Annotated in this window: 18 protein-coding genes; 5 read left to right on the top strand and 13 right to left on the bottom strand. The window is 55.9% G+C overall.

The window, feature by feature from the left end; all coding sequences use genetic code 11:
• Positions 1-611: 611 nt before the first annotated feature.
• Complete coding sequence (locus ACN08V_RS00005) at positions 612-839, bottom strand: hypothetical protein (protein ID WP_419104071.1); 228 nt, start codon at positions 837-839, stop codon at positions 612-614.
• A 577-nt stretch (positions 840-1,416) separates the two neighbouring features.
• On the opposite strand from ACN08V_RS00005, the gene ACN08V_RS00010 reads away from it, so the two are divergent.
• The 3 genes from ACN08V_RS00010 to ACN08V_RS00020 all read left to right on the top strand — a co-directional run bounded on the left by ACN08V_RS00010 (position 1,417) and on the right by ACN08V_RS00020 (position 3,907).
• A complete protein-coding gene (locus ACN08V_RS00010) occupies positions 1,417-1,833 on the top strand; it encodes a PaaI family thioesterase (RefSeq protein WP_419099436.1) in 417 nt (138 codons plus the stop codon).
• Positions 1,830-3,203: a phenylacetate--CoA ligase family protein gene (locus tag ACN08V_RS00015; RefSeq protein WP_419104072.1), complete on the top strand. Its 1,374-nt coding sequence runs from the start codon at positions 1,830-1,832 to the stop codon at positions 3,201-3,203. Before ACN08V_RS00010 ends, ACN08V_RS00015 begins: the two co-directional genes overlap by 4 nt.
• A 77-nt stretch (positions 3,204-3,280) precedes the next feature.
• Positions 3,281-3,907, top strand: a complete 627-nt coding sequence (locus ACN08V_RS00020; protein ID WP_419104073.1) for a TetR/AcrR family transcriptional regulator — start codon at positions 3,281-3,283, stop codon at positions 3,905-3,907.
• Positions 3,908-4,040: 133 nt separating this feature from the next.
• On the opposite strand, the gene paaZ is transcribed toward ACN08V_RS00020, so the two are convergent.
• Positions 4,041-6,122, bottom strand: a complete 2,082-nt coding sequence (gene paaZ, locus ACN08V_RS00025) for a phenylacetic acid degradation bifunctional protein PaaZ (RefSeq protein ID WP_419104074.1) — start codon at positions 6,120-6,122, stop codon at positions 4,041-4,043.
• A 146-nt stretch (positions 6,123-6,268) separates the two neighbouring features.
• Here paaZ and ACN08V_RS00030 point away from each other — a divergent pair, with 146 nt between their 5' ends.
• Positions 6,269-6,688: a PaaI family thioesterase gene (locus ACN08V_RS00030; protein WP_419104075.1), complete on the top strand. Its 420-nt coding sequence runs from the start codon at positions 6,269-6,271 to the stop codon at positions 6,686-6,688.
• Positions 6,689-6,771: 83 nt separating this feature from the next.
• On the opposite strand, the gene ACN08V_RS00035 is transcribed toward ACN08V_RS00030, so the two are convergent.
• From ACN08V_RS00035 to ACN08V_RS00065, 7 genes are all read right to left on the bottom strand, one after another.
• The gene (locus ACN08V_RS00035) at positions 6,772-7,560 is read right to left on the bottom strand and encodes a hypothetical protein (RefSeq protein ID WP_419104076.1); all 789 of its coding nucleotides are present in this window, start codon (positions 7,558-7,560) and stop codon (positions 6,772-6,774) included.
• Between the two features lie 8 nt (positions 7,561-7,568).
• Positions 7,569-8,291 carry a hypothetical protein gene (locus ACN08V_RS00040; protein WP_419104077.1) on the bottom strand — a complete coding sequence of 241 codons (723 nt, stop codon included), beginning with the start codon at positions 8,289-8,291 and terminating at the stop codon, positions 7,569-7,571.
• A 367-nt stretch (positions 8,292-8,658) separates the two neighbouring features.
• On the bottom strand, positions 8,659-9,525 hold the full coding sequence (locus ACN08V_RS00045) for a 3-hydroxyacyl-CoA dehydrogenase family protein (protein ID WP_419098893.1): 867 nt from the start codon (positions 9,523-9,525) through the stop codon (positions 8,659-8,661).
• Positions 9,526-9,534: 9 nt separating this feature from the next.
• Positions 9,535-10,233 carry an enoyl-CoA hydratase/isomerase family protein gene (locus tag ACN08V_RS00050; protein ID WP_419104214.1) on the bottom strand — a complete coding sequence of 233 codons (699 nt, stop codon included), beginning with the start codon at positions 10,231-10,233 and terminating at the stop codon, positions 9,535-9,537.
• A 62-nt stretch (positions 10,234-10,295) separates the two neighbouring features.
• Positions 10,296-11,504 (bottom strand): thiolase family protein, encoded by a 1,209-nt coding sequence (locus ACN08V_RS00055; RefSeq protein WP_419104078.1) that lies wholly within the window; start codon positions 11,502-11,504, stop codon positions 10,296-10,298.
• A 176-nt stretch (positions 11,505-11,680) separates the two neighbouring features.
• Positions 11,681-13,012, bottom strand: a complete 1,332-nt coding sequence (locus ACN08V_RS00060; protein WP_419098895.1) for an MFS transporter — start codon at positions 13,010-13,012, stop codon at positions 11,681-11,683.
• Between the two features lie 265 nt (positions 13,013-13,277).
• Positions 13,278-14,693 carry an aldehyde dehydrogenase family protein gene (locus ACN08V_RS00065; RefSeq protein ID WP_419098896.1) on the bottom strand — a complete coding sequence of 472 codons (1,416 nt, stop codon included), beginning with the start codon at positions 14,691-14,693 and terminating at the stop codon, positions 13,278-13,280.
• Positions 14,694-14,841: 148 nt separating this feature from the next.
• Between ACN08V_RS00065 and ACN08V_RS00070 the strand changes: the two genes are divergently transcribed.
• Complete coding sequence (locus ACN08V_RS00070; RefSeq protein WP_419098897.1) at positions 14,842-15,801, top strand: helix-turn-helix domain-containing protein; 960 nt, start codon at positions 14,842-14,844, stop codon at positions 15,799-15,801.
• Between the two features lie 37 nt (positions 15,802-15,838).
• Here the strand turns inward: ACN08V_RS00070 and ACN08V_RS00075 are convergent, their stop codons facing one another.
• The 4 genes from ACN08V_RS00075 to ACN08V_RS00090 all read right to left on the bottom strand — a co-directional run bounded on the left by ACN08V_RS00075 (position 15,839) and on the right by ACN08V_RS00090 (position 18,097).
• Positions 15,839-16,249 carry a hypothetical protein gene (locus tag ACN08V_RS00075; RefSeq protein ID WP_419098898.1) on the bottom strand — a complete coding sequence of 137 codons (411 nt, stop codon included), beginning with the start codon at positions 16,247-16,249 and terminating at the stop codon, positions 15,839-15,841.
• Complete coding sequence (locus tag ACN08V_RS00080; RefSeq protein ID WP_419104079.1) at positions 16,242-16,814, bottom strand: hypothetical protein; 573 nt, start codon at positions 16,812-16,814, stop codon at positions 16,242-16,244. The genes ACN08V_RS00075 and ACN08V_RS00080 overlap by 8 nt, the downstream gene beginning before the upstream one ends.
• 1 nt (position 16,815) lies before the next feature.
• Positions 16,816-17,379 carry an RNA polymerase sigma factor gene (locus ACN08V_RS00085; RefSeq protein ID WP_419098900.1) on the bottom strand — a complete coding sequence of 188 codons (564 nt, stop codon included), beginning with the start codon at positions 17,377-17,379 and terminating at the stop codon, positions 16,816-16,818.
• 100 nt (positions 17,380-17,479) lie between these two features.
• Entirely contained in the window at positions 17,480-18,097 is a 618-nt protein-coding gene (locus ACN08V_RS00090) for a hypothetical protein (protein WP_419104080.1), read from the bottom strand.
• Between the last annotated feature and the right edge of the window lies 1 nt (position 18,098).

Genomic DNA, 18,098 nt, shown 5'->3' on the forward strand with positions numbered 1-18,098 from the left:
ATGGCACGGATGGTGTTGTAGGCGTGGATGGCGAAGCCGATGAGGAGGATTATGAGGCCGGGGATGAAGAGCTCTTGGTGTTTGTAGCCGTGGTAGCCGAGGAGGATAAAGCCGATGAGGGCGGTGAGTACCCCTACCCAGTAGAGGGGTGTTTTGAGCGTTTCTTTCATAACTTCTTTATTGTTCATTTCAGCAGGCCGTACTGTCCGAAAAGTAGCAGGTAGAGGCAAACGAATAAACAAAGGACGCTAGGCCCTACTGTTGTGAGGTATCTGCCTGCTGGGGTGGGGTTTTTGAAGATCATGGTTTCAGGCCATACAGCAGGGTTCCCTTCTTTGATGTTTTTCTTAGTCTTAAAGTAGAAGAAGGGTATTGTGAACAAGGAAGCTACGATGAAGCAGATATAAACATAGTGGGAAATATTCATATAAGTATCCTATTTTTATCCGACCGGTAAGGGGAAATTAAAATTAAGGGTAGCACTTCAACCGACACGCTTTCTGCTTGCTCGGTCGGGGTGGACCTTTAACCTGTAGATGAAAACTGTAAAACCTACAAGAAAAGCAATCGCTCCAAATTTTATTACTGTATTATTTATTTTATTTCACAGGCTAAGATATTCCGTGGGCTCTAGGGCTCGTCCCAGGTAATTTTTTATTTTTTTCATCATAGTGCGCTGAAGCTCCAGCTACCATCAATATAATTACTCCTGTTCCAAACAGTATGTACCCTGCGGGGTGCACCGTTGATGCAGTTCCCGAAAAAGTATTAAGTATTATCAAAATTCCAGTAAATAAAAATAGGGCGGCAACTATCTGAATTATTAAAGCCTTCTTCATTATTTCCCTAAAAATATATAATTGTAAAAATTATCATCAACATTCCCATGAGGCACCCAAAAAACTGTGTTGCAAACTTGATAGAAAAGCCTTCACTGTTGAGCGTCCTGGCAGATAGTGTCACGGCAAATATCGTGTAAAAGCTAAACACTATCAACATGAGAACTTGCAATGTGCTCATTCTTATCCAATCGGTATTGAGAAATCCAATCCTAAATTATATCATCCGGAGCTTGTCACAATTCCGGCATGATGAACGTGGTACCTGGCTGCTTATTTGAAAGAGAGCCACCAAAATATCCTCCTACCGTGTAACCACCGCGACAGCCCCAGCTAGTCACCCCCTCACCCATATTGTCGTCGCTGCTAGGAGCGGGGGTGCGGTCACCTAAACCCTCGGGGGCAGGTGGGGGCTATTCTCCTACGCTCTGTGTCTGTAGAGGGCTTTGCGGTGCCGGATAACAAGACCCCCTAGAGTGTTGCACATCTCACTAAAATGTGAAACAGTGGGTCTAAACAATAACTGACCGAATGGTCACTAAATTCTTGTGGAGGTTATGTGGCCCCCCAGCACCCCATGCTCAAGCAGGACCAGGCCAGTCACTGGATGGGCATCCGCCTGCTCACCGTTGAGCCAGGCCATGCCATCATCGAAATGGACATCCGAGACGAAATGGTCAACGGCTTCGGCATGGTGCACGGGGGCATGACTTTCGCGTTCGCAGATACCGCCTTTGCCCTGGCCTGCAACAGCAGTGACCCAGAGGAACTAGCCCAAAGCATCACGGTCGGAACAGGCGTGGACATCAACTACCTTGCACCGGCCTACCGAGGGCAAACCCTGCAAGCAGAAGCCACACTCACCCACCGCACCGGGCGAACCTGCCTGGTCGATGTCACCGTCACCTGCAAGCAGAAGCTCATCGCTGAGTTTCGCGGGCGCGGGCGGTCAATCACCCCTCCAGCTCCCACCACGGAAGGACACCCAGCATGAGCACCACCCCGCACTCTACCTGTAGCGTAGAGAACCCCTACAGCCCCGCGCCCCGCGCCACAGACCCAGCCCAGCCCGACCCCGAAGAGCTGGCCAGCCGGGACCAGATCGAAGCCCTACAGTTTGAGCGCCTGCGCTGGACCCTGCACTACGCCTACGAGAACGTCCCCGCCTACAAGGAACTCTACGACTCCCACGGCGTTCACCCCGGCGACTTTAAAGAACTCGATGACCTCAAACTCTTCCCCTACACCGACAAAGAGTTCCTCCGCAAGGCCTACCCCTTCAAAGCCTTCGCGGTGCCCATGAGCGATGTCCGCCGCATCCACGCCTCCTCGGGTACTACCGGCCAGCCCACCGTGGTTGGCTACACCGAAAACGACATTGCCACCTGGAGCTCCCTGGTGGCCCGCTGCTTCCGTTTCTCCGGCATTAAACCCGGCTACAAGGTGCACAACGCCTACGGTTACGGCCTCTTCACTGGTGGGCTGGGTGCCCACTACGGTGCCGAACGCCTGGGTGCTGCCGTTATCCCCATGTCCGGTGGCCAGACCGAGAAGCAGGTTCAGCTCATCCGAGACTTTGAACCCGATGCCATCCTTTCAACTCCGACCTATCTGCTGACCATTGCAGATGCCTTCCGTAAACAGGGGATTGACCCGCAAGAAACTTCCCTCAAAACAGCTGTGCTTGGTGCCGAGCCCTGGACTGCGGAAATGCGCCACGAGATTGAAAAGACCTTCGGAACCCTCAAAGCCTGCGACATTTACGGGCTATCTGAGGTCATGGGCCCCGGTGTGGCCGGGGAGTCCTTTGAAACCCAGGACGGCTCCCACATCTGGGAGGACCATTTCCGCCCCGAAATCATCGACCCCTTTGATGACACTGTGCTGGATATGGGCCGCCCCGGTGAGCTGGTCTTTACCTCCCTGACTAAAGAGGCCCTGCCCATTATCCGCTACCGCACCCACGACCTAACCCGCCTCCTGCCCGGTACCGCCCGCCCCGGCCACCGCCGCCTGGGGCGCATCACCGGTCGTAGCGATGACATGATTATCTTGCGCGGGGTTAACCTCTTCCCCTCCCAGGTGGAAGAGCTCGCCCTGCAGCAGCCTGAGCTCTCGCCCCACTTTGCCCTGGAACTGACCCGCCCTGGCCGTATGGACGAGATGACTGTGCGCATTGAACGCCGCGAAGAGGTCACGCTCGAAGCCGCCCAGGAAGCCGGCAAGCGGCTCCTGCACGATATCAAAACCAAGATTGGTTCCACCTGCCAGATTGAGGTGCTAGACCCGGAGGTTCTGCCCCGCTCGGTAGGTAAGATTCGCCGTATCTACGACTACCGTAACAAGCCCAAGGGCAATGAGTAGGCTGGTCCGCTTAAGTTAGCATGTAGGGAGCCCCCGCTAGATGGGGGCTCCCTACTGCTGATGTGAGAGGACCACCCGTGAGCGCCCAGCCTACCGTCACCACTCAGACCGGTGCCCGTGTCAAACGAGGCCGCCCCGGCTACGACCGCCAAGAGGTGCTGCGGGTCTGCGTTGAGGCTTTCAACGAGCACGGCTACGACGCCACCAGCATGGACATGCTGGCTAAACGGCTGGGGCTGACTAAGAGCGCAATCTACCACCATGTCACATCCAAAGAGGAGATCCTGCGCACGGCCCTGGACCGGGCCCTCGATGCCCTCGAAGAGGTTTTTGAAGCCGGTGAGGTGCTAGAAGCTGACCCCAGAGAGCGCCTAGAGTTTGTGGTCCGTCAAACCGTCTTTGTGCTCGCTGAACACCTGCCCTCGGTCACCTTGCTCCTCAGGCTCAAGGGCAACACCCCGGTGCAAGAGGCGGCCCTGGATAAGCGCCGTGCCCTGACCGTGCGCCTTGCCGCCCTGGTCGCGGCGGCCCAGCAGGCGGGGCAGGTGCGGGAAAGCGCGGATGCCCGCACCCTGGCCCGCCTGATTTTCGGCATGATTAACTCCCTGGCGGTCTGGTACGACCCGGATCGCGGAGGGGATGTTGAGGCCCTGGCCGACGCCGTAGTCGACATGGCCTTCCGGGGCATTGCGGTTGAACCTTAAGGCCCAAGCTGGAGGGGAAAGAAAGTAGTCAAACTGAGTATTCGTTACCTCACGATCCCAGCTAAGAGCTAGGAGGGGCACTGGTCTTGTGCAACCGGCCCCTCCCGTTTCCCGTCTCTAGTACTGAGAGTTTTTAGTCCTCGCTCATCTCCTGCATAGGCCAGGTTTTAGCGACCAGGGTGAGCACATCGTAGGTGGCGACGACTTCGTCCTTCTGATTGTGCAGAACAGCGTCCCAGGTGACCTCGCCGTAGTCGTCGGTAACGCGCGGAGTAATCTTCTTAGCGGTCAGTGTCACCCGGATAGCGTCATCGTAGGTGACCGGTGTGATAAAGCGCAGATTCTCCAAGCCGTAGTTAGCCAGTACCGGGCCCGGTGCAGGGTCCACAAAAAGGCCTGCCGCCCACGAAACCAGCAGGTAGCCGTGAGCCACCCTGCGCGGGAAGAAGGGGTTAGCGGTAGCTGCCTGCTCATCGGTGTGGGCGTAGAACATATCCCCGGTTTCCTGCGCGAACGCCGTGATATCCTCCAGGGTCACCGTGCGCAGGTCAGAAGCGAACTGATCCCCGATCTCCAGCTCCGCCAGAGACTTGCGGAAGGGGTGGACCCCCTGCCCGGCCTCCACCTGGGCACGAGTCACCGTGCGAGCATCCGCCCCGCTATGCCAGACCCCGGTCAGGGCAGTGAGCTTATTGGGTGAGCCCTGAAGGGCGGTGCGCTGCATGTAATGCTTGATAGCGCGCACACCTCCCAGCTCCTCACCGCCACCGGCCCGGCCCGGCCCACCGTGAACCAGATGAGGCACCGGGGAGCCGTGCCCCGTAGAAGTCTTAGCGTCCTCACGGTCTAGAATCAGTACACGCCCGTGGTGGGCGGCAATGCCCAAAGCCAGTTGGCGGGCCACAGCATCGTCGTGGGTGCAGACTGTAGCAACCAAGGAACCAGCGCCCAGGGCTGCCAGCTCCACCGCTTCTGCCACATCCTGGTACTCAAGTACGGAGGTCACCGGCCCAAAAGCCTCTACCGCGTGAACCTCAGGGGTTCGAGCATCAGCAAAGGTCAGCACAGTCACCGGGTAGAAGGAGGGGCCCTCGGGGGCCTGCCCCTGGAAGGCGACCTGACCGCCTGCGGCAACCAGCCGCTCTACCGCTGCGCTGACCTCCGCTTTCTGCTCGGGTGAAGCCAAGGAACCCATGGTCACGCCCTCAGCCTGTGGGTCGCCCACTACAACGCGGCCCGAAATTTTAGCGGCAAGAGCTTCAACGACCTCACCGGCACGTCCCTGCGGGACCAGCACCCGGCGGATAGCCGTACACTTCTGACCGGCCTTAGCGGTAATCTCCACCATGACCGACTTGATAAAGGCCTCAAACTCCGGGGTATCAGCGGTAGCGTCCGGGCCCAGAATCGCGGCGTTGAGTGAATCAGTCTCGGCAGTAAAGTGCAGTCCCTTAGTCTGGACGCTGGGGTGGGAACGCAGAGTCTGCGCTGTGGCAGCTGAACCGGTGAAAGCAACATGATCCCGGTAGTCCAGATGATCCAGCAGATCGCGGGCAGAACCAGAAATGAGCTGTAGGGAGCCTTCCGGTAGCAGGCCGGAATCCAGCATGATGCGCACCGTGGCCTCAGTAACATAGCCGGTGGGGGTGGCTGGCTTAACAATGGTGGGCATCCCGGCAATAAAGGCAGGGGCGAACTTCTCGAGCATCCCCCAGATGGGGAAGTTGAAAGCATTAATTTCTACCGCAACACCGGGCAGGGTGGTGTAGATATGTTCACCGATAAAGGAGCCATCGCGTGAGAGCGGTTCCAGGGCACCATCAATAATGACCTGGGCGTTGGGCAGTTCCCGGCGGCCCTTGGACGAGAAGGTAAAGAGTGTGCCAATACCGCCGTCTACATCGATGTAGTGGTCGCGGGCGGTTGCGCCGGTGGCAAAGGAGAGCGCGTAGAGTTCCTCCTTGTACTTGCCCAGGTGCAGGGCCAGCTCTTTGATGATCAGGGCGCGTTCATGGAAGGTTAGTGCGCTGAGGTTGGCCTGGCCCACGGTGCGGGCGTAGTCGATGGCCCCGGCGGTGTCGATGCCCTCGGTGGAAACCCGGTAGATGACCTCACCGGTGACGGCCTTGAGGACGTCCTGGGCCTTGGAGGGGTTTTGGGGCACCCACCAGTTACCCTTGATGAAGCTGGGGACTAGAGGGGCAGTGCTCGTCATGGGGGTTCCTTTGCTCGGTCAGGTGGTAACGCTAGGGACAGCCCGGCAAATAAGTGACCGAGCGTTCAGTTATTGCTATAAACTATAGTTCACATCACACTTGAAAGAAAGTGCCCAGCCCGCCGGGCAGAAAGGAAAACAAAAGCATGACTCAGGATGCACGCCCCGCCGACCAGGCGGAACTCTGGAAGATTAGGCTGGGGGAGCTGGATCAAAAACTGGGTGTGGAAGTACTCGAAGAGTCGGCTCAGCGGGTTGTCGCCACTATGCCCATTGAGGGGAACCGTCAGTCGCTGGGGCTACTGCACGGTGGAGCCATGCTTGCCCTGGGCGAGGCCGTGGGCTCCTGGGCAGCCGTTATTCACGCGTCCAGCATGGGCAAGGTCGCTGTAGGTGTAGATGTCAACGCCACCCACCACAAATCTTCCCGGGCCGGTACCGTGCGCGCAGTAGCGCAGGCCATTCACCTGGGGCGCTCACTGACCACCCACGAAGTTATCATCACCCACCAGGAGAGCGGGGACCGGCTCTGCACCCTGCGAATCACCAACTTCATCAAGGGGTAGTTTCTTTATAAAGTAGCCCGCCCGGGTGGGTCCGGCAAATTTCTGCCAGGTCCGTAAAATGGGTACCCCGTTGGTTATTTTTACTAGCCAGTAATTATTTTATTAATCTTGAGATTTCTTAGCTGGCTTTCCAGCGGCTTGTTATTGCGAGTTTCTAGAATGCAATACCTAGAGCCGTTCAATACTGGCGCAGGATCAACCACCTTCAAATCATCACGCCACATATACGTTGATGTGCCCATATAAGTATTAGCTCGATCTTCGCAGTTGAGCGCTTCAGAGGCTGACTCAGCTTGTTGATATACAACCTCACCTAAGTGGGGCTCGCCGCAACTTACTATTTTTTGTGAAGATTGAATACCTGCATAACATGCACGCAAGGGGTCAATCTCAGGCGAATAGTTCAAACTATCCCAGATATTCTTAATGGACGAGCTCCTTATGGGAAAAGTTGCAATACAGGATTCATCGGATTTTTCTACAGATACTTCAGGGGCAGGAATGTCGTACTCTTTATTTCCTGCAGTGTAAGTGTAGAAATGATCCATAGAACAAGTGTCCCCTTGAGCGACCAATTCTTGATTATGGGTGGTGTCACAAGGGACAGTAGAACCTGAGTTAAGGCATGTCCCAATAGTCAAACCCTTGCTATCTATCGTAGGAGCTGTGCTACTTGATGGCCCCGTTGAGAGCTGATTGCTATTTGTGGACCCTTCTGAGGTGCGGGAGTCCCCTATATTTATTAATGAAATATCTGAATTTTGGATACTGGGGGCGCAAAGTGTGAAGGAGAATAGTGTGAAAGTGATGCCAGCAAAGGAAAAGAAAATTTTTGGAACATTTTTCCCTTTTTTATCAAAAAACTTAACCATGGACTGATTTAGGATAGGCTCACGTTGTAAATTACCGGCTCAATTGATTTACTGGAGCAGGTGTCGCTTCCTTTCTTTTGAATGTAAATCTGAATAAAAATAACACTTCGGTTGGTAGTATCAATATCAATGGGAACAATTTCATCAAATTGAACGGTATGTATATCACCTATTTGTTTGGTTCCATCGGTAATTCTAATTGCAAGAACTTGATCCATGGATTGGGATCCAATGTTTTGACCCGCTTTAAATTTGAGGGAACTATATTTATGCCCTAAATTTAGTCGAAGAGTTTCTTCCCCAGAGCCATAGCTATTGCCTAAATCATTTGTTTGAGGTGCTTCAATACACTGATCGAGTTTTGTTCCAATCCCGGTCATTGTTTCACCGGCAATAGAAAACGTCCCGTCTTTCCAGCCATTGCTGTGTGCGGCAAAGTCATCTAAAACCATAGAGTCTGAAGGTTCACTCAACTTAATGTTGTCACTTGCTGAGGGGGAGCTCTGTGCTTCGTAATTAGATGCCCTAGCGGCAGGGCTTGAAGGAGACGCGGCCTCTGTGGATGAGCTGGGTTCGGCTGAAGCCGGTGATTGAATGACCTGCTGAGAAGTAGAAGCACTGCTCTCTGTCGCCGCCGGTTCGCTATCGCTAGCTTTGGTTGCCCCGCACCCGGCTAGAAGCATGGCGCTGACGAATGCGAGTGAGACGAAACTTTTCATATTTGTTTTCATGTTAATCCCTAGTTGTTAACTATGCTACGTTTTACTCTAGTGATTATACATATAAATAAAAAATCCTGAAATACATTTGCTTATGAGGCCCATTCAACTTAGAATCTTCTGTGATTTAGTGCTCAGTGCATTACACGCGAAACAACGAGTGGGATCAATAGAGGTCTTTAATCGCGCGTCAACATCACTGTAGAGCCGGTTTAGCGCAATAAGTAGCCGGGGCGGGTCCATGAAATTTCTGCCGGGTCCACAATACGGGTGCCCCGCTGGAAAGATGGATGCCCAGACGCGTCAGCCCCGCCCGGTTCTCCGGAAGCTGACTTGTTGCGGCTTCTCGAAGACCGGGCCTCAGAGTAAGGGCAGGCACCTAGCTGTAGTCGTAGAAGCCCCTACCGCTTTTACGGCCTAGCTCGCCACGGGCCACCATGTCGCGCATGAGCTGCGGGGGTGCGAAACGTTCACCCAGCTGCGATTCCAGGTACTCAGCAATGCCCAGGCGCACATCCAGGCCCACCACATCGGTCAAAGCCAGCGGACCAATGGGGAACTTGTAGCCCAGCACCATAGCGTTATCAATATCCTCAGGGCTTGCTACGCCCTCTTCAACCATGCGGATAGCCTCCAAGGCGATAGCCACACCCAGGCGGGAGGACGCAAACCCTGGGGCGTCATTGACCACCACGGGGGTCTTGCCCAGGCCCTCAACCCAGGTGCGTGCAAGGGTTTTCAGTTCATCGGAGGAATGCTTAGACTGCACTACCTCCACCAGTTGTGAAGCCGGTACGGGGTTGAAAAAGTGCAGGCCAATAAAGTGAGCTGGCCGTTCTAGTGATTCTGCCAGCCCATCAATGGACAGCGATGAAGTATTAGAGGCCAACCATGCGCTTTCATCAAGCTCTTCCTCTACCGCGCGCAGGGCCGAGACTTTCAGGTCCCAGTTTTCGGGTACGGCTTCTACGACGAGTTGGCGGTCAGAAAAATCAGCGTAGCTCAGAGAGAGGCTCAAACGTTCGGTCAGTTCATCCAGATTGCCATCGAAGGTGCCGCGCTCTAGCGACTTAGCCAGGTCACGTTCGACCCTCTCGCGGGCGGCCTGGGCGCTGAGCTCGTCACGCTCCACCACCAGAACCTGCGCCCCAGCCAGCAGGAAGGCGTGGGCAATACCGGCACCCATGCGCCCACCGCCCAGCACGCCTACGCGGGCGGGTACTTTAAGTTCGTGAATTTCGGTCATAGGACACCTCTACTTCTTTTTGCGGTCTAAAAAGGCCTGCATACGGTCAAACTTGGCCTGGGATTCAAACAAGATAGCCTGGGCTAGCTCATCAATGTGCGGGTGAGCCTGCCGGGGGGCGGCAAACACCCGTTTGGTGACGCGAATAGCCAGGGGGTCCTGGGCGGCTATGCGGTCGGCTAGGGCATGCGCAGCCGGGAGCAGGTCATCCGGTTCGTGCAGCTCTGTGACCAGGTGCAGATCCAGGGCCTCCTGGGCATTGAGGATACGCCCGGCCAGCAGGATCTCCAGGGCCACCGGCTCACCGACCAGCTCTTTGAGCCGCCACAAACCACCTGCGGCGGCAATGATGCCCAGGTTGGTTTCTGGCTGACCCATCTTGAGGTAGGGGGTGCCCAGCCGGAAATCGGCGGCGTAGGCCAGCTCCGCCCCGCCGCCTAAGGCGTAGCCGTCAAGAGCGGCAATGACCGGCATGGGGAGCTTATGGATGCGGTCAAAAATCTGCGAGTTAACTCCGCGCAGGGCATCGTCCCGGCGGCGTTCACGCAACTGGGCGATATCGGCACCGGAGGCAAAAATGCCCCGTCCCTCTACCTGGCAGCCGGTCAGAATCAGAATCTTGGGGGTGTTTTCCAGATAGGCGCATACTTCGTGGAGCTCAGCGACCATGGTTGCGTCAATAGCGTTACGTACCTGGGGGCGGTTCATGCGTACCAGCAGGCGATCTTGGCTTTCCTCAAGGGTGAGGGCGGTGAAATGTTCAAACACGCTTAGACCCTTTCAAGTAGCAGGGCCGCGCCCTGGCCTACACCGATACACATGGTTGCCAGGCCACGCTGGGCCTCCTCCCGCTCCATGCGACCTAAGAGGGTGATGACGATACGGCAGCCGGAGGATCCCAGCGGGTGGCCCAGGGCAATAGCCCCACCGTCCTTGTTAACGATTTCTTCGTTGAGGCCCAGGCGACGCATGGAGGCAAGGGACTGGCTGGCGAAGGCTTCGTTTAGTTCTACAGCGTCAAGATCGGCTACAGACCAGCCTGCACGTGCCAGCGCCTTCTCGGTAGCGGGGACCGGGCCTAGGCCCATGATTTCGGGGGCAAGACCGGCGCTGGTACCGGTCACCACGCGGGCGCGCGGGGTCAGCCCGTACTTTTCGAGGGCGGCCTCGGAGGCAACCAAAATTGCAGAAGCACCGTCGTTGAGGGAGGATGAATTACCTGCTGTTACTACTGACCCACCGCTCACTACCGGGCGTAGGGAGGCCAGCACTTCTGTGCTGGTGCCTGGGCGGGGCCCCTCATCGGTGTCAACAAGGGTTTCGCGCCCCTTACGATCCCGGACGGTGACAGGGACAATCTCGTCACGGAAACGACCGTCCTTGATAGCTGCCAGGGCACGCTCATGGGAACGGAGGGCGAAAGCATCGCAGTCTTGCCGGCTGATGCCCTCTTGCCGCGCTACTTCCTCGGCGGTTTCGGGCATGGAGTAGGTGAACTTGTCACGGCTGGCAAAGGCCGGGTTGATAAAACGCCAGCCGATAGAGGTATCAAAAACCTGGCCGGGCTTAGCGAAAGCGGTTGCCGGTTTTTCCATGACCCAGGGGGCCCGCGACATGGACTCGGTGCCGCCTGCTATGACCAGGTCAGCTTCCCCTGCCTTAATCATCTGGGCCGCTAGGGTAATGGCGCTCATGCCGGAGGCGCAGAGGCGGTTGACGGTAATCCCGGGGACGGTATCGGGGTAGTCATTCAGTAGCCAGGCCAGGCGGGCAACGTTGCGGTTTTCTTCACCCGCGCCGTTGGCGTTGCCCAGGATGACCTCATCGATAGTGGCGGGGTCTATGCCGGTCTTCTCGACGAGGTCTTTGATGACCAGGGCGGCCAGATCATCGGGCCGGATGGAGGACAGGGCGCCTCCATACCTGCCAACGGGTGTGCGGGAGCCTCCCACGAGATAGGCCTGGGGTGTCTGGGACATTCTTACTCCTTTGTGAGAAGGCATGAGTCATAGAGCCAAATAACTGACCAATCGTTCAATAAATCTTGTCATTTTATGTGACTTAGGTCAAGTCTTGTGGTTGGGTGCTGGGCGGTCTTAAAGCCAACTGCCAGCCCTCTGGTCGGGGGCTGGCGGTTACTGTGCTCAGGTGTTACTTAGTGAACCCGGGAGCTTTCATCTGCTGGGTGCAAATCTATCTCCTGGATCCCTCGAGGTACCTTGCTGACGGCAATCAGGGAGACGACCGCTAGCAGGGCGATGTAGAGACCAATAATCCAGGACTGGCCGGTTTGCTTGAGAATCATCTCTGCAATCATGGGGGCAAAGGCACCGCCGAGAATCGCACCGATGGCATAGCCAATGGAGATACCTGAGAAACGGACGGAGGCAGGGAACATCTCAGCATACATAGCGGACTGGGGGCCGTAGGAGGGGCCCAGGGCCAGGGTAAGTACCAGGATGGCCAGGGTGAAGAGGGCAAAGTTGCCGCTATCAATCAGGAACCACATGGGAATAGCCCACAGGGCCATAAGACCATAGCCTATTTGGAAGGTTCGAACGCGGCCCACTGTATCAGACATCCAGCCGCCCACCATGGTGAAGATAAGCCAGCTGAGGCCACCAATGATGGCTGCGGTCATGGCTTGTCCACGGCTCATATCCAGGTTCTTGACGCCGTAGGAGATAAAGAAGGCGATCACCAGGTAGCCTGCGGCATTGTTGGCGATAAAGATTAAGGCGGCCAGGATGACCTCACGCTTGTTGCTCTTGAAGAGCTGTTTCAGGGGTGCTGATTCCTTCTTCTTGAGGGTTTGCATCTCCTTGAAGACGGGGGATTCCTCAACCGAGTGGCGGATGTAGAAGCCAACCAAAATCAAGATGATGGAGGACCAGAAGGGAATGCGCCAACCGAAGCTTAGGAACTGTTCTTCGGTGAGGATGGCGTTGAGGAGCAGATTGACCAGGGTTGCCAGAATCATGCCCAGGGGCACGCCAATCTGTGGGAAGGAGCCAAAGAAGCCGCGGCGGTGGCGGGGGGCGTGTTCTACAGACATGAGGGCCGCACCGCCCCATTCGCCACCGGCAGAGAAGCCCTGAATAATGCGCAGCAGGACGATGAGTAGGGGAGCGGCTATGCCGATTTGGGCGTAGGTGGGTACGCAGCCTACACCTACGGTTGCTAGCCCCATGAGCAGGAGGGTCAGGACCAGGGCGATGCGGCGGCCGAACTTATCGCCGATATGCCCGGCTACTACTGCCCCCAGGGGGCGGAAGATGAAGCTGATACCTAGGGAGGCCCAGGCGACGATCTGGGCTAGGGTGTTGTCCTCACCTTCGGGTGTGAAGTACTGTTTGGCCAGAATCAGGCCGGCTGCCTGGGCGTAGATGAAGAAGTCATACCACTCAATGGTTGTGCCAATGAGGGTTCCGGCGAGGACCTTTCTTTCTTCTTTATTTATTTTGTGTGCTGTGGCGGGTGAAGACATCTGCGTCTCCTTGTGTGTCATGGTCAAGTCAGGGGCCTTTATGAGGCGGGCATCACAGTGCCTTGCAAGAAATCATATATGAAAACTGGGCTTGGCACACCCGGGGCGCACTATTTTTTTACCATTTGGTCAGTAAATAAGGTCAGGCAGGGTGACGGACTGCCCTCACCCGAAGGTTTGCCTCATAGGGTGGGCGCGCGGTACACAAGGGCCCCGGCCCGCTCCACAAGGAGACAGGCCGGGGCCCTCAAAAAATGATGGCGCCCTACTCGCAAATGACCTGGGGTAGGCCCATGTGCTTGAGCCCCTCAACACCAAACTCGATGCCGTAGCCAGACTGCTTGATACCACCAAAAGGAATACGGGGATCAATAGCGCCGTGCTTATTAATCCAGACGGTACCGGCCTCAATCTTGGACGCAACCTCGCGGGCCCGCTCAATATTAGGAGACCAGACCGAAGCGCCCAGCCCTACATCCAGCTTGTTGGCTTCCTCAATGGCCTCTTCCAGGGTGGAGTAACGAACAATCGGCAGAGCCGGGCCGAACTGCTCCTCAACCACCAGAGGATTATCTCCATCAATATCTGCAACCAAGGTAGTGGGGTAGAAGAAACCCTTGGCGCTCTCGTCGGGATCCCCACCCAGTAGAATACGGGCGCCAGAGTCCTTAGCTTTCTGGACCAGATCAGCAACAATATCGTACTGGGCCTTATTCTGGAGCGGCCCCAGAACATTCTGCTCGTCCAGACCAACACCCATAGGCATCTGCTGGGCAACAGCTAGCAACTCTTGGCAGACCTGATCATAGAGTGAGTCGGGTACGTAGAGACGCTTCAGAGCGGCGCAGGTTTGGCCGGTATTAATAAAGGCTCCCCAGAAGAGACCTTCAGCAATAGCCTTGGGGTCAGCATCATCAAGAACGATACCGGCATCATTACCACCAAGCTCCAGGGTGAGCCGCTTGAGTGTATCTGCTGCCGAGGCAGCAATTTTTCTACCGGTAGCGGTAGACCCGGTGAAAGTAATCTTGTCAAAGCCGGGGTGGGTGCTCATAGCTGCACCGACACCGCGATCAGCGGCAATAATCTGGACCACTCCCTCGGGCAGGACCGTATTGATAATCTCTACCAGGGCCAGCACGCTCAAAGTGGTGTACTCAGAGGGCTTGAGCACAATAGTGTTGCCCATACGCAGGGCTGGGGCAATCTGCCAGATAGAAATCATCAGCGGCCAGTTCCAGGGGCCAATGCCACCTACTACACCGATAGGCCGATAATTGAGGACAGCCCGTGTCTCTTCATCATCTACCAAGACCTCCTCATCCATAGCAAAGGAGGCTGTAGCCCGGGTCCAGGCCACGCAACCACCGACCTCAAAACGGGCGTTAGGTCCGTTCAGGGGCTTGCCTTGCTCCCTGGAAAGGAGCTCAGCCAGCGGCTCGGCGCTTGCCTCAATGGCATCAGCCATCTTCATCAGGTAGTCGCTACGCTCAGCGTGCGAGAGGGCACCCCAGGCTGGCTGGGCCGCCCGGGCTTTCTCGACCAGCTCGTTGAGGACGTCTTCGCCCTGCACCGGTGCAAGACCAATGAGCTCTTCGGTTGCCGGGTCAAAAACCTCTCGGCTGCCACCGGTGGTGACGCGCTCAAGAAGTTCCTGGTAGGTGGTGGGTAGTGACGACACTGTCAGCTCCTTAGTTATGTATGAACAGTTATATCCATGGTGGGATTGGGCTGCAGGGTTGCGTTAGGTGGGGAGCGCACAACCCTTGGCCTGGTGTGCTACGCCTCACTTCCGCTAAAGTGTGAGAAGCCCCCCAGAAAGGTAATCCATGCGCCAGCCCGTTCAGCAGTCTTCCCCCTACCACTTTCGGCACCACGACCCTATGGGCTTTACCCAGTGGGTTGAGCGGGTCCGGGAGACTTTTGGCCCCCTGGAGATCAAAGCCCCCAACCCAGGTAGCTTTAGGGCCAGCGCTCGCACTGCCTCCCTGGGGGAAATTATGCTCTTGGACATGCGCACACCGGCCCATTCAGTTAGCAGGGACCCTGAGCCCTCAGAGCAGGTACAGGGCGGCTACTGCAAACTCAGCCTGCAATTAGAGGGACAATCCCAGGTAAGCCAGGACGGCCGTAGGTGCACCCTTAACCCCGGCGACCTTGCTCTCTATATCACCAAGCGTCCTTATCGACTTGATTACACCGGTCCCCAACGTAGCCTGGTCGTACTTTTCCCGCAGAGCTTTGTACACCTCAGCCCTGAATATACCGACCTGATAACGGCCACTCCGGTTTCTGAATCCCAGGGGCTTGGGAAATTCGCGGTTCCGCTTTTTGAGCAGCTAGCGACCAATCTGGAGGAGCTAGGAGGGCCTCACGCCTTAGCCTTGGTACGCTCTGCCCTAGAGATGGTCATTACAGTTATGATTGCTGAGTCTACACAAGCTGGGCGTCAACCGGCACACACAATATATCACCGAGCAGTAGCCTACATAGAGGAGCACCTGGACGACCCAGATCTAGGCCCCAGCAAAATAGCTGAAGCTCTCTATATTTCTCTACGCCAACTCCACAGCCGTTTTTCAGCCCACCAGCAGACAGTCTCTGCCTTTATTCGTGTCCGCCGTCTGGAAAGAATCCGAGAGGACCTAGCAAACCCGCGCTACAGGGCAGAGTCCGTGCAGGCCATCAGCGCCCGCTACGCCCTCTTTGATCCCTCCTATGTGAGCAAAGCCTTTAAAACTCAGTACGGTCTAAGTCCCTCAGCCTACCGTTCACAGATTCTTGGCTAGCTAGACCGGGTATCAACCGGAGAACCTCAGAGTCAGCTTATGAGCAACTAACGACTTCAAGATGGATAGGGTGGCCGGGTAGCTCGGCAGCTAGGGCTAACCCCACCTCTTGGGTAACCTCAACTACATTGTGGCTTGCACTGATACCCAATCTAACCTTGACTTGGGCAGGCAGGGAGCTGGCTTGCTCAGCGTCGTGCTCTAAAGCTTGGGCCCTTTCGGTATCTTCCGTCAAGAGCGGGGCACGGACCAGGTCTATCAGGTAAGGAGTACGCGGGTATAGCTTATGAGCCCCTGGAACCTGCAGAACTAGCTGCCGCAAGCGGTCAAGGTCAAGCTCCCCAGCGCTCCTGTCGTGAGGTTTACTAGCCCCTTCTTGTTCCTGAGAGGCCGGGGCATCAGCAGGCTCAAGGTAGATTTCCTGGATGGGCGCACTTGGGCTAGTCATTGAGGGATTTTTCATGAAGGTCCTGAATCGTGATATTGATTGCGACAATATTAAGCTCGCTGCACCGTTCCAGTGATTCCTGAATACTAGAGCGCAGGGCTTGGGCCAAATCTGGGATAACCAGACCTATCTGAACAGATGCTGTCACATTGACTTCCACAGGAGCCCCTGGGGTCTCAATGTCACCTTCTAGCCGGCACTGGCCGATGATTACTTCATCAAGTTCATCTGCAACAGCTCTTACAGCTGCCACAACAGCCCCTTCGTCCTGGCGGATGCGTACAGCCTGGTGTGGTGAGGGAAGGGGGATTGAACGGCCTGCCTTGGCTTCTAGAACCAGATTGCTCAGGAGGTTCTCCGCCCAGCTCAAATCCTTCTCTAGCTCTTTAACCTCGTGGTCAAAGTCTTGGCTAGCGAGGGAGTGAAGCTTGTGAAGAGAGGCGACTTTGCGGTCGCACTCCGGGCATGAATCAATATGACGTGTTAGCTGTGGCTTCTGTGAGTCTGTCTCTAAATCATCAACCCAGCTGCTCAGGGCGCTTAGAGGAATACTGCAGTTAGTCATTTTAGTTCTTTCCCTCCATCTCTTCGAGGAGTGTGGCCCGTGCACGTGCGAGTTTGCCCCGGACGCTGGGTGTGCTCATCCCCAGGGACTGAGCAATTTCTTGGTAGCTACAGGCGCCGTATTCACGCATGATCCAGACTCGCTGCTGATCTACCGGTAGTTTCTTGAGGGCCTGGCTGAGCGTATCAATCTCAGAGCGGCTCATTGCAAGGTCCTCAGGACTTGCTGAACCATCACTGAGGTGGTGGTAGTCATCGATATCCGCGTTAGGTTTGCGCTTCCTGAGCAGGTCGATACTTTTGCGACCGGTCAGTTTCATCACCCAGCTTTTAAACTGAGCGGGATCCTGGAGGGTATCAAGCTTTTGCCAGGCCTGTAGAAGAGAATCTTGGAGGGCATCATCCGCATCCGCTGAGTTACCGGTTAGTCGAATAGCATAGGCCCGCATCATGGGTAAATATGGTTGTACCAGCAAGCGGAAAGCCTGCGAGTCACCATCAACAGCTCGCTGCAGAAGTAGGCTTGGCGCTAACTCCGCGAGGTGACGGTTGCTCAGTTCTGTCACTACAGACTCCTGAAAGTATTGACGGGGGAAACCCCCTATGGCTAAGCGCGATGCTCTGGGGGGACAGTGCACCGCGCTTAGAATTTAGAGACAATTTATTTTACCGAACCCGCTGGGTCTCGTCTGCGAAGGTGGACCGCAGTCCACCGGTCACTCGGACCAGTAAGGGAATCTTGTGACCCAAAAGCTGATCTAAGCCCGCAACAACCTGAGCTGCCCTTTTTTCGAGGCTGGCGATGTCAGCACCCTGTCTGACCTCAAGTTTGACCGAGCAGGCTGAGGAGCGCTTGAGCTCCTGGGAGCTGACGGATACCGAGAGGATGTCGGGGTGACTTTCAAAGCCATCGGTGATGGCCTGCTTGATGAACTTATCGGAGATAGTGGTTCGTCCAGCGGTCTGGGTGTCCTGCTGACTGAGCAGGGTCTTTGATTTCTTAGGCTTCTGAGCAATTATTCCCATCATGAGGGCGATTACAACTAAGAGAAGCAAGAGAACAAAAAGCAGGGTCAGTAGGCTTGTCTGACCGTCAACGGTGTTGAAGGCAACCCTATCAAAGGCAGCTCGGGCAGGTTCCTCCAAGGGCTGTACATACTCGGCCCATAGATCTTGAGCTTGGGGCACAAGGGGAAGGCAAAGGCTCACAAGCCCTAGGACAAGTAAGACCAACCCCAGCACAGCTAGAAAGAAACGGTTTAGTTTTCTGGGAGTGTTACCCATT

This window comes from Rothia sp. P5766 (genome assembly GCF_048513555.1).
Lineage (GTDB): Bacteria > Actinomycetota > Actinomycetes > Actinomycetales > Micrococcaceae > Rothia.

What these genes read in the sequence shown, in the direction of transcription:
- ACN08V_RS00005 (WP_419104071.1), bottom strand. Translation starts at nt 839, where the DNA reads ATGAAGAAGGCTTTAATAATTCAGATAGTTGCCGCCCTATTTTTATTT.
- ACN08V_RS00010 (WP_419099436.1), top strand. Translation starts at nt 1,417, where the DNA reads ATGCTCAAGCAGGACCAGGCCAGTCACTGGATGGGCATCCGCCTGCTC.
- ACN08V_RS00015 (WP_419104072.1), top strand. Translation starts at nt 1,830, where the DNA reads ATGAGCACCACCCCGCACTCTACCTGTAGCGTAGAGAACCCCTACAGC.
- paaZ (WP_419104074.1), bottom strand. Translation starts at nt 6,122, where the DNA reads ATGACGAGCACTGCCCCTCTAGTCCCCAGCTTCATCAAGGGTAACTGG.
- ACN08V_RS00030 (WP_419104075.1), top strand. Translation starts at nt 6,269, where the DNA reads ATGACTCAGGATGCACGCCCCGCCGACCAGGCGGAACTCTGGAAGATT.
- ACN08V_RS00035 (WP_419104076.1), bottom strand. Translation starts at nt 7,560, where the DNA reads ATGGTTAAGTTTTTTGATAAAAAAGGGAAAAATGTTCCAAAAATTTTC.
- ACN08V_RS00040 (WP_419104077.1), bottom strand. Translation starts at nt 8,291, where the DNA reads ATGAAAACAAATATGAAAAGTTTCGTCTCACTCGCATTCGTCAGCGCC.
- ACN08V_RS00045 (WP_419098893.1), bottom strand. Translation starts at nt 9,525, where the DNA reads ATGACCGAAATTCACGAACTTAAAGTACCCGCCCGCGTAGGCGTGCTG.
- ACN08V_RS00050 (WP_419104214.1), bottom strand. Translation starts at nt 10,233, where the DNA reads ATGAACCGCCCCCAGGTACGTAACGCTATTGACGCAACCATGGTCGCT.
- ACN08V_RS00055 (WP_419104078.1), bottom strand. Translation starts at nt 11,504, where the DNA reads ATGTCCCAGACACCCCAGGCCTATCTCGTGGGAGGCTCCCGCACACCC.
- ACN08V_RS00060 (WP_419098895.1), bottom strand. Translation starts at nt 13,012, where the DNA reads ATGTCTTCACCCGCCACAGCACACAAAATAAATAAAGAAGAAAGAAAG.
- ACN08V_RS00070 (WP_419098897.1), top strand. Translation starts at nt 14,842, where the DNA reads ATGCGCCAGCCCGTTCAGCAGTCTTCCCCCTACCACTTTCGGCACCAC.
- ACN08V_RS00075 (WP_419098898.1), bottom strand. Translation starts at nt 16,249, where the DNA reads ATGACTAGCCCAAGTGCGCCCATCCAGGAAATCTACCTTGAGCCTGCT.
- ACN08V_RS00080 (WP_419104079.1), bottom strand. Translation starts at nt 16,814, where the DNA reads ATGACTAACTGCAGTATTCCTCTAAGCGCCCTGAGCAGCTGGGTTGAT.
- ACN08V_RS00090 (WP_419104080.1), bottom strand. Translation starts at nt 18,097, where the DNA reads ATGGGTAACACTCCCAGAAAACTAAACCGTTTCTTTCTAGCTGTGCTG.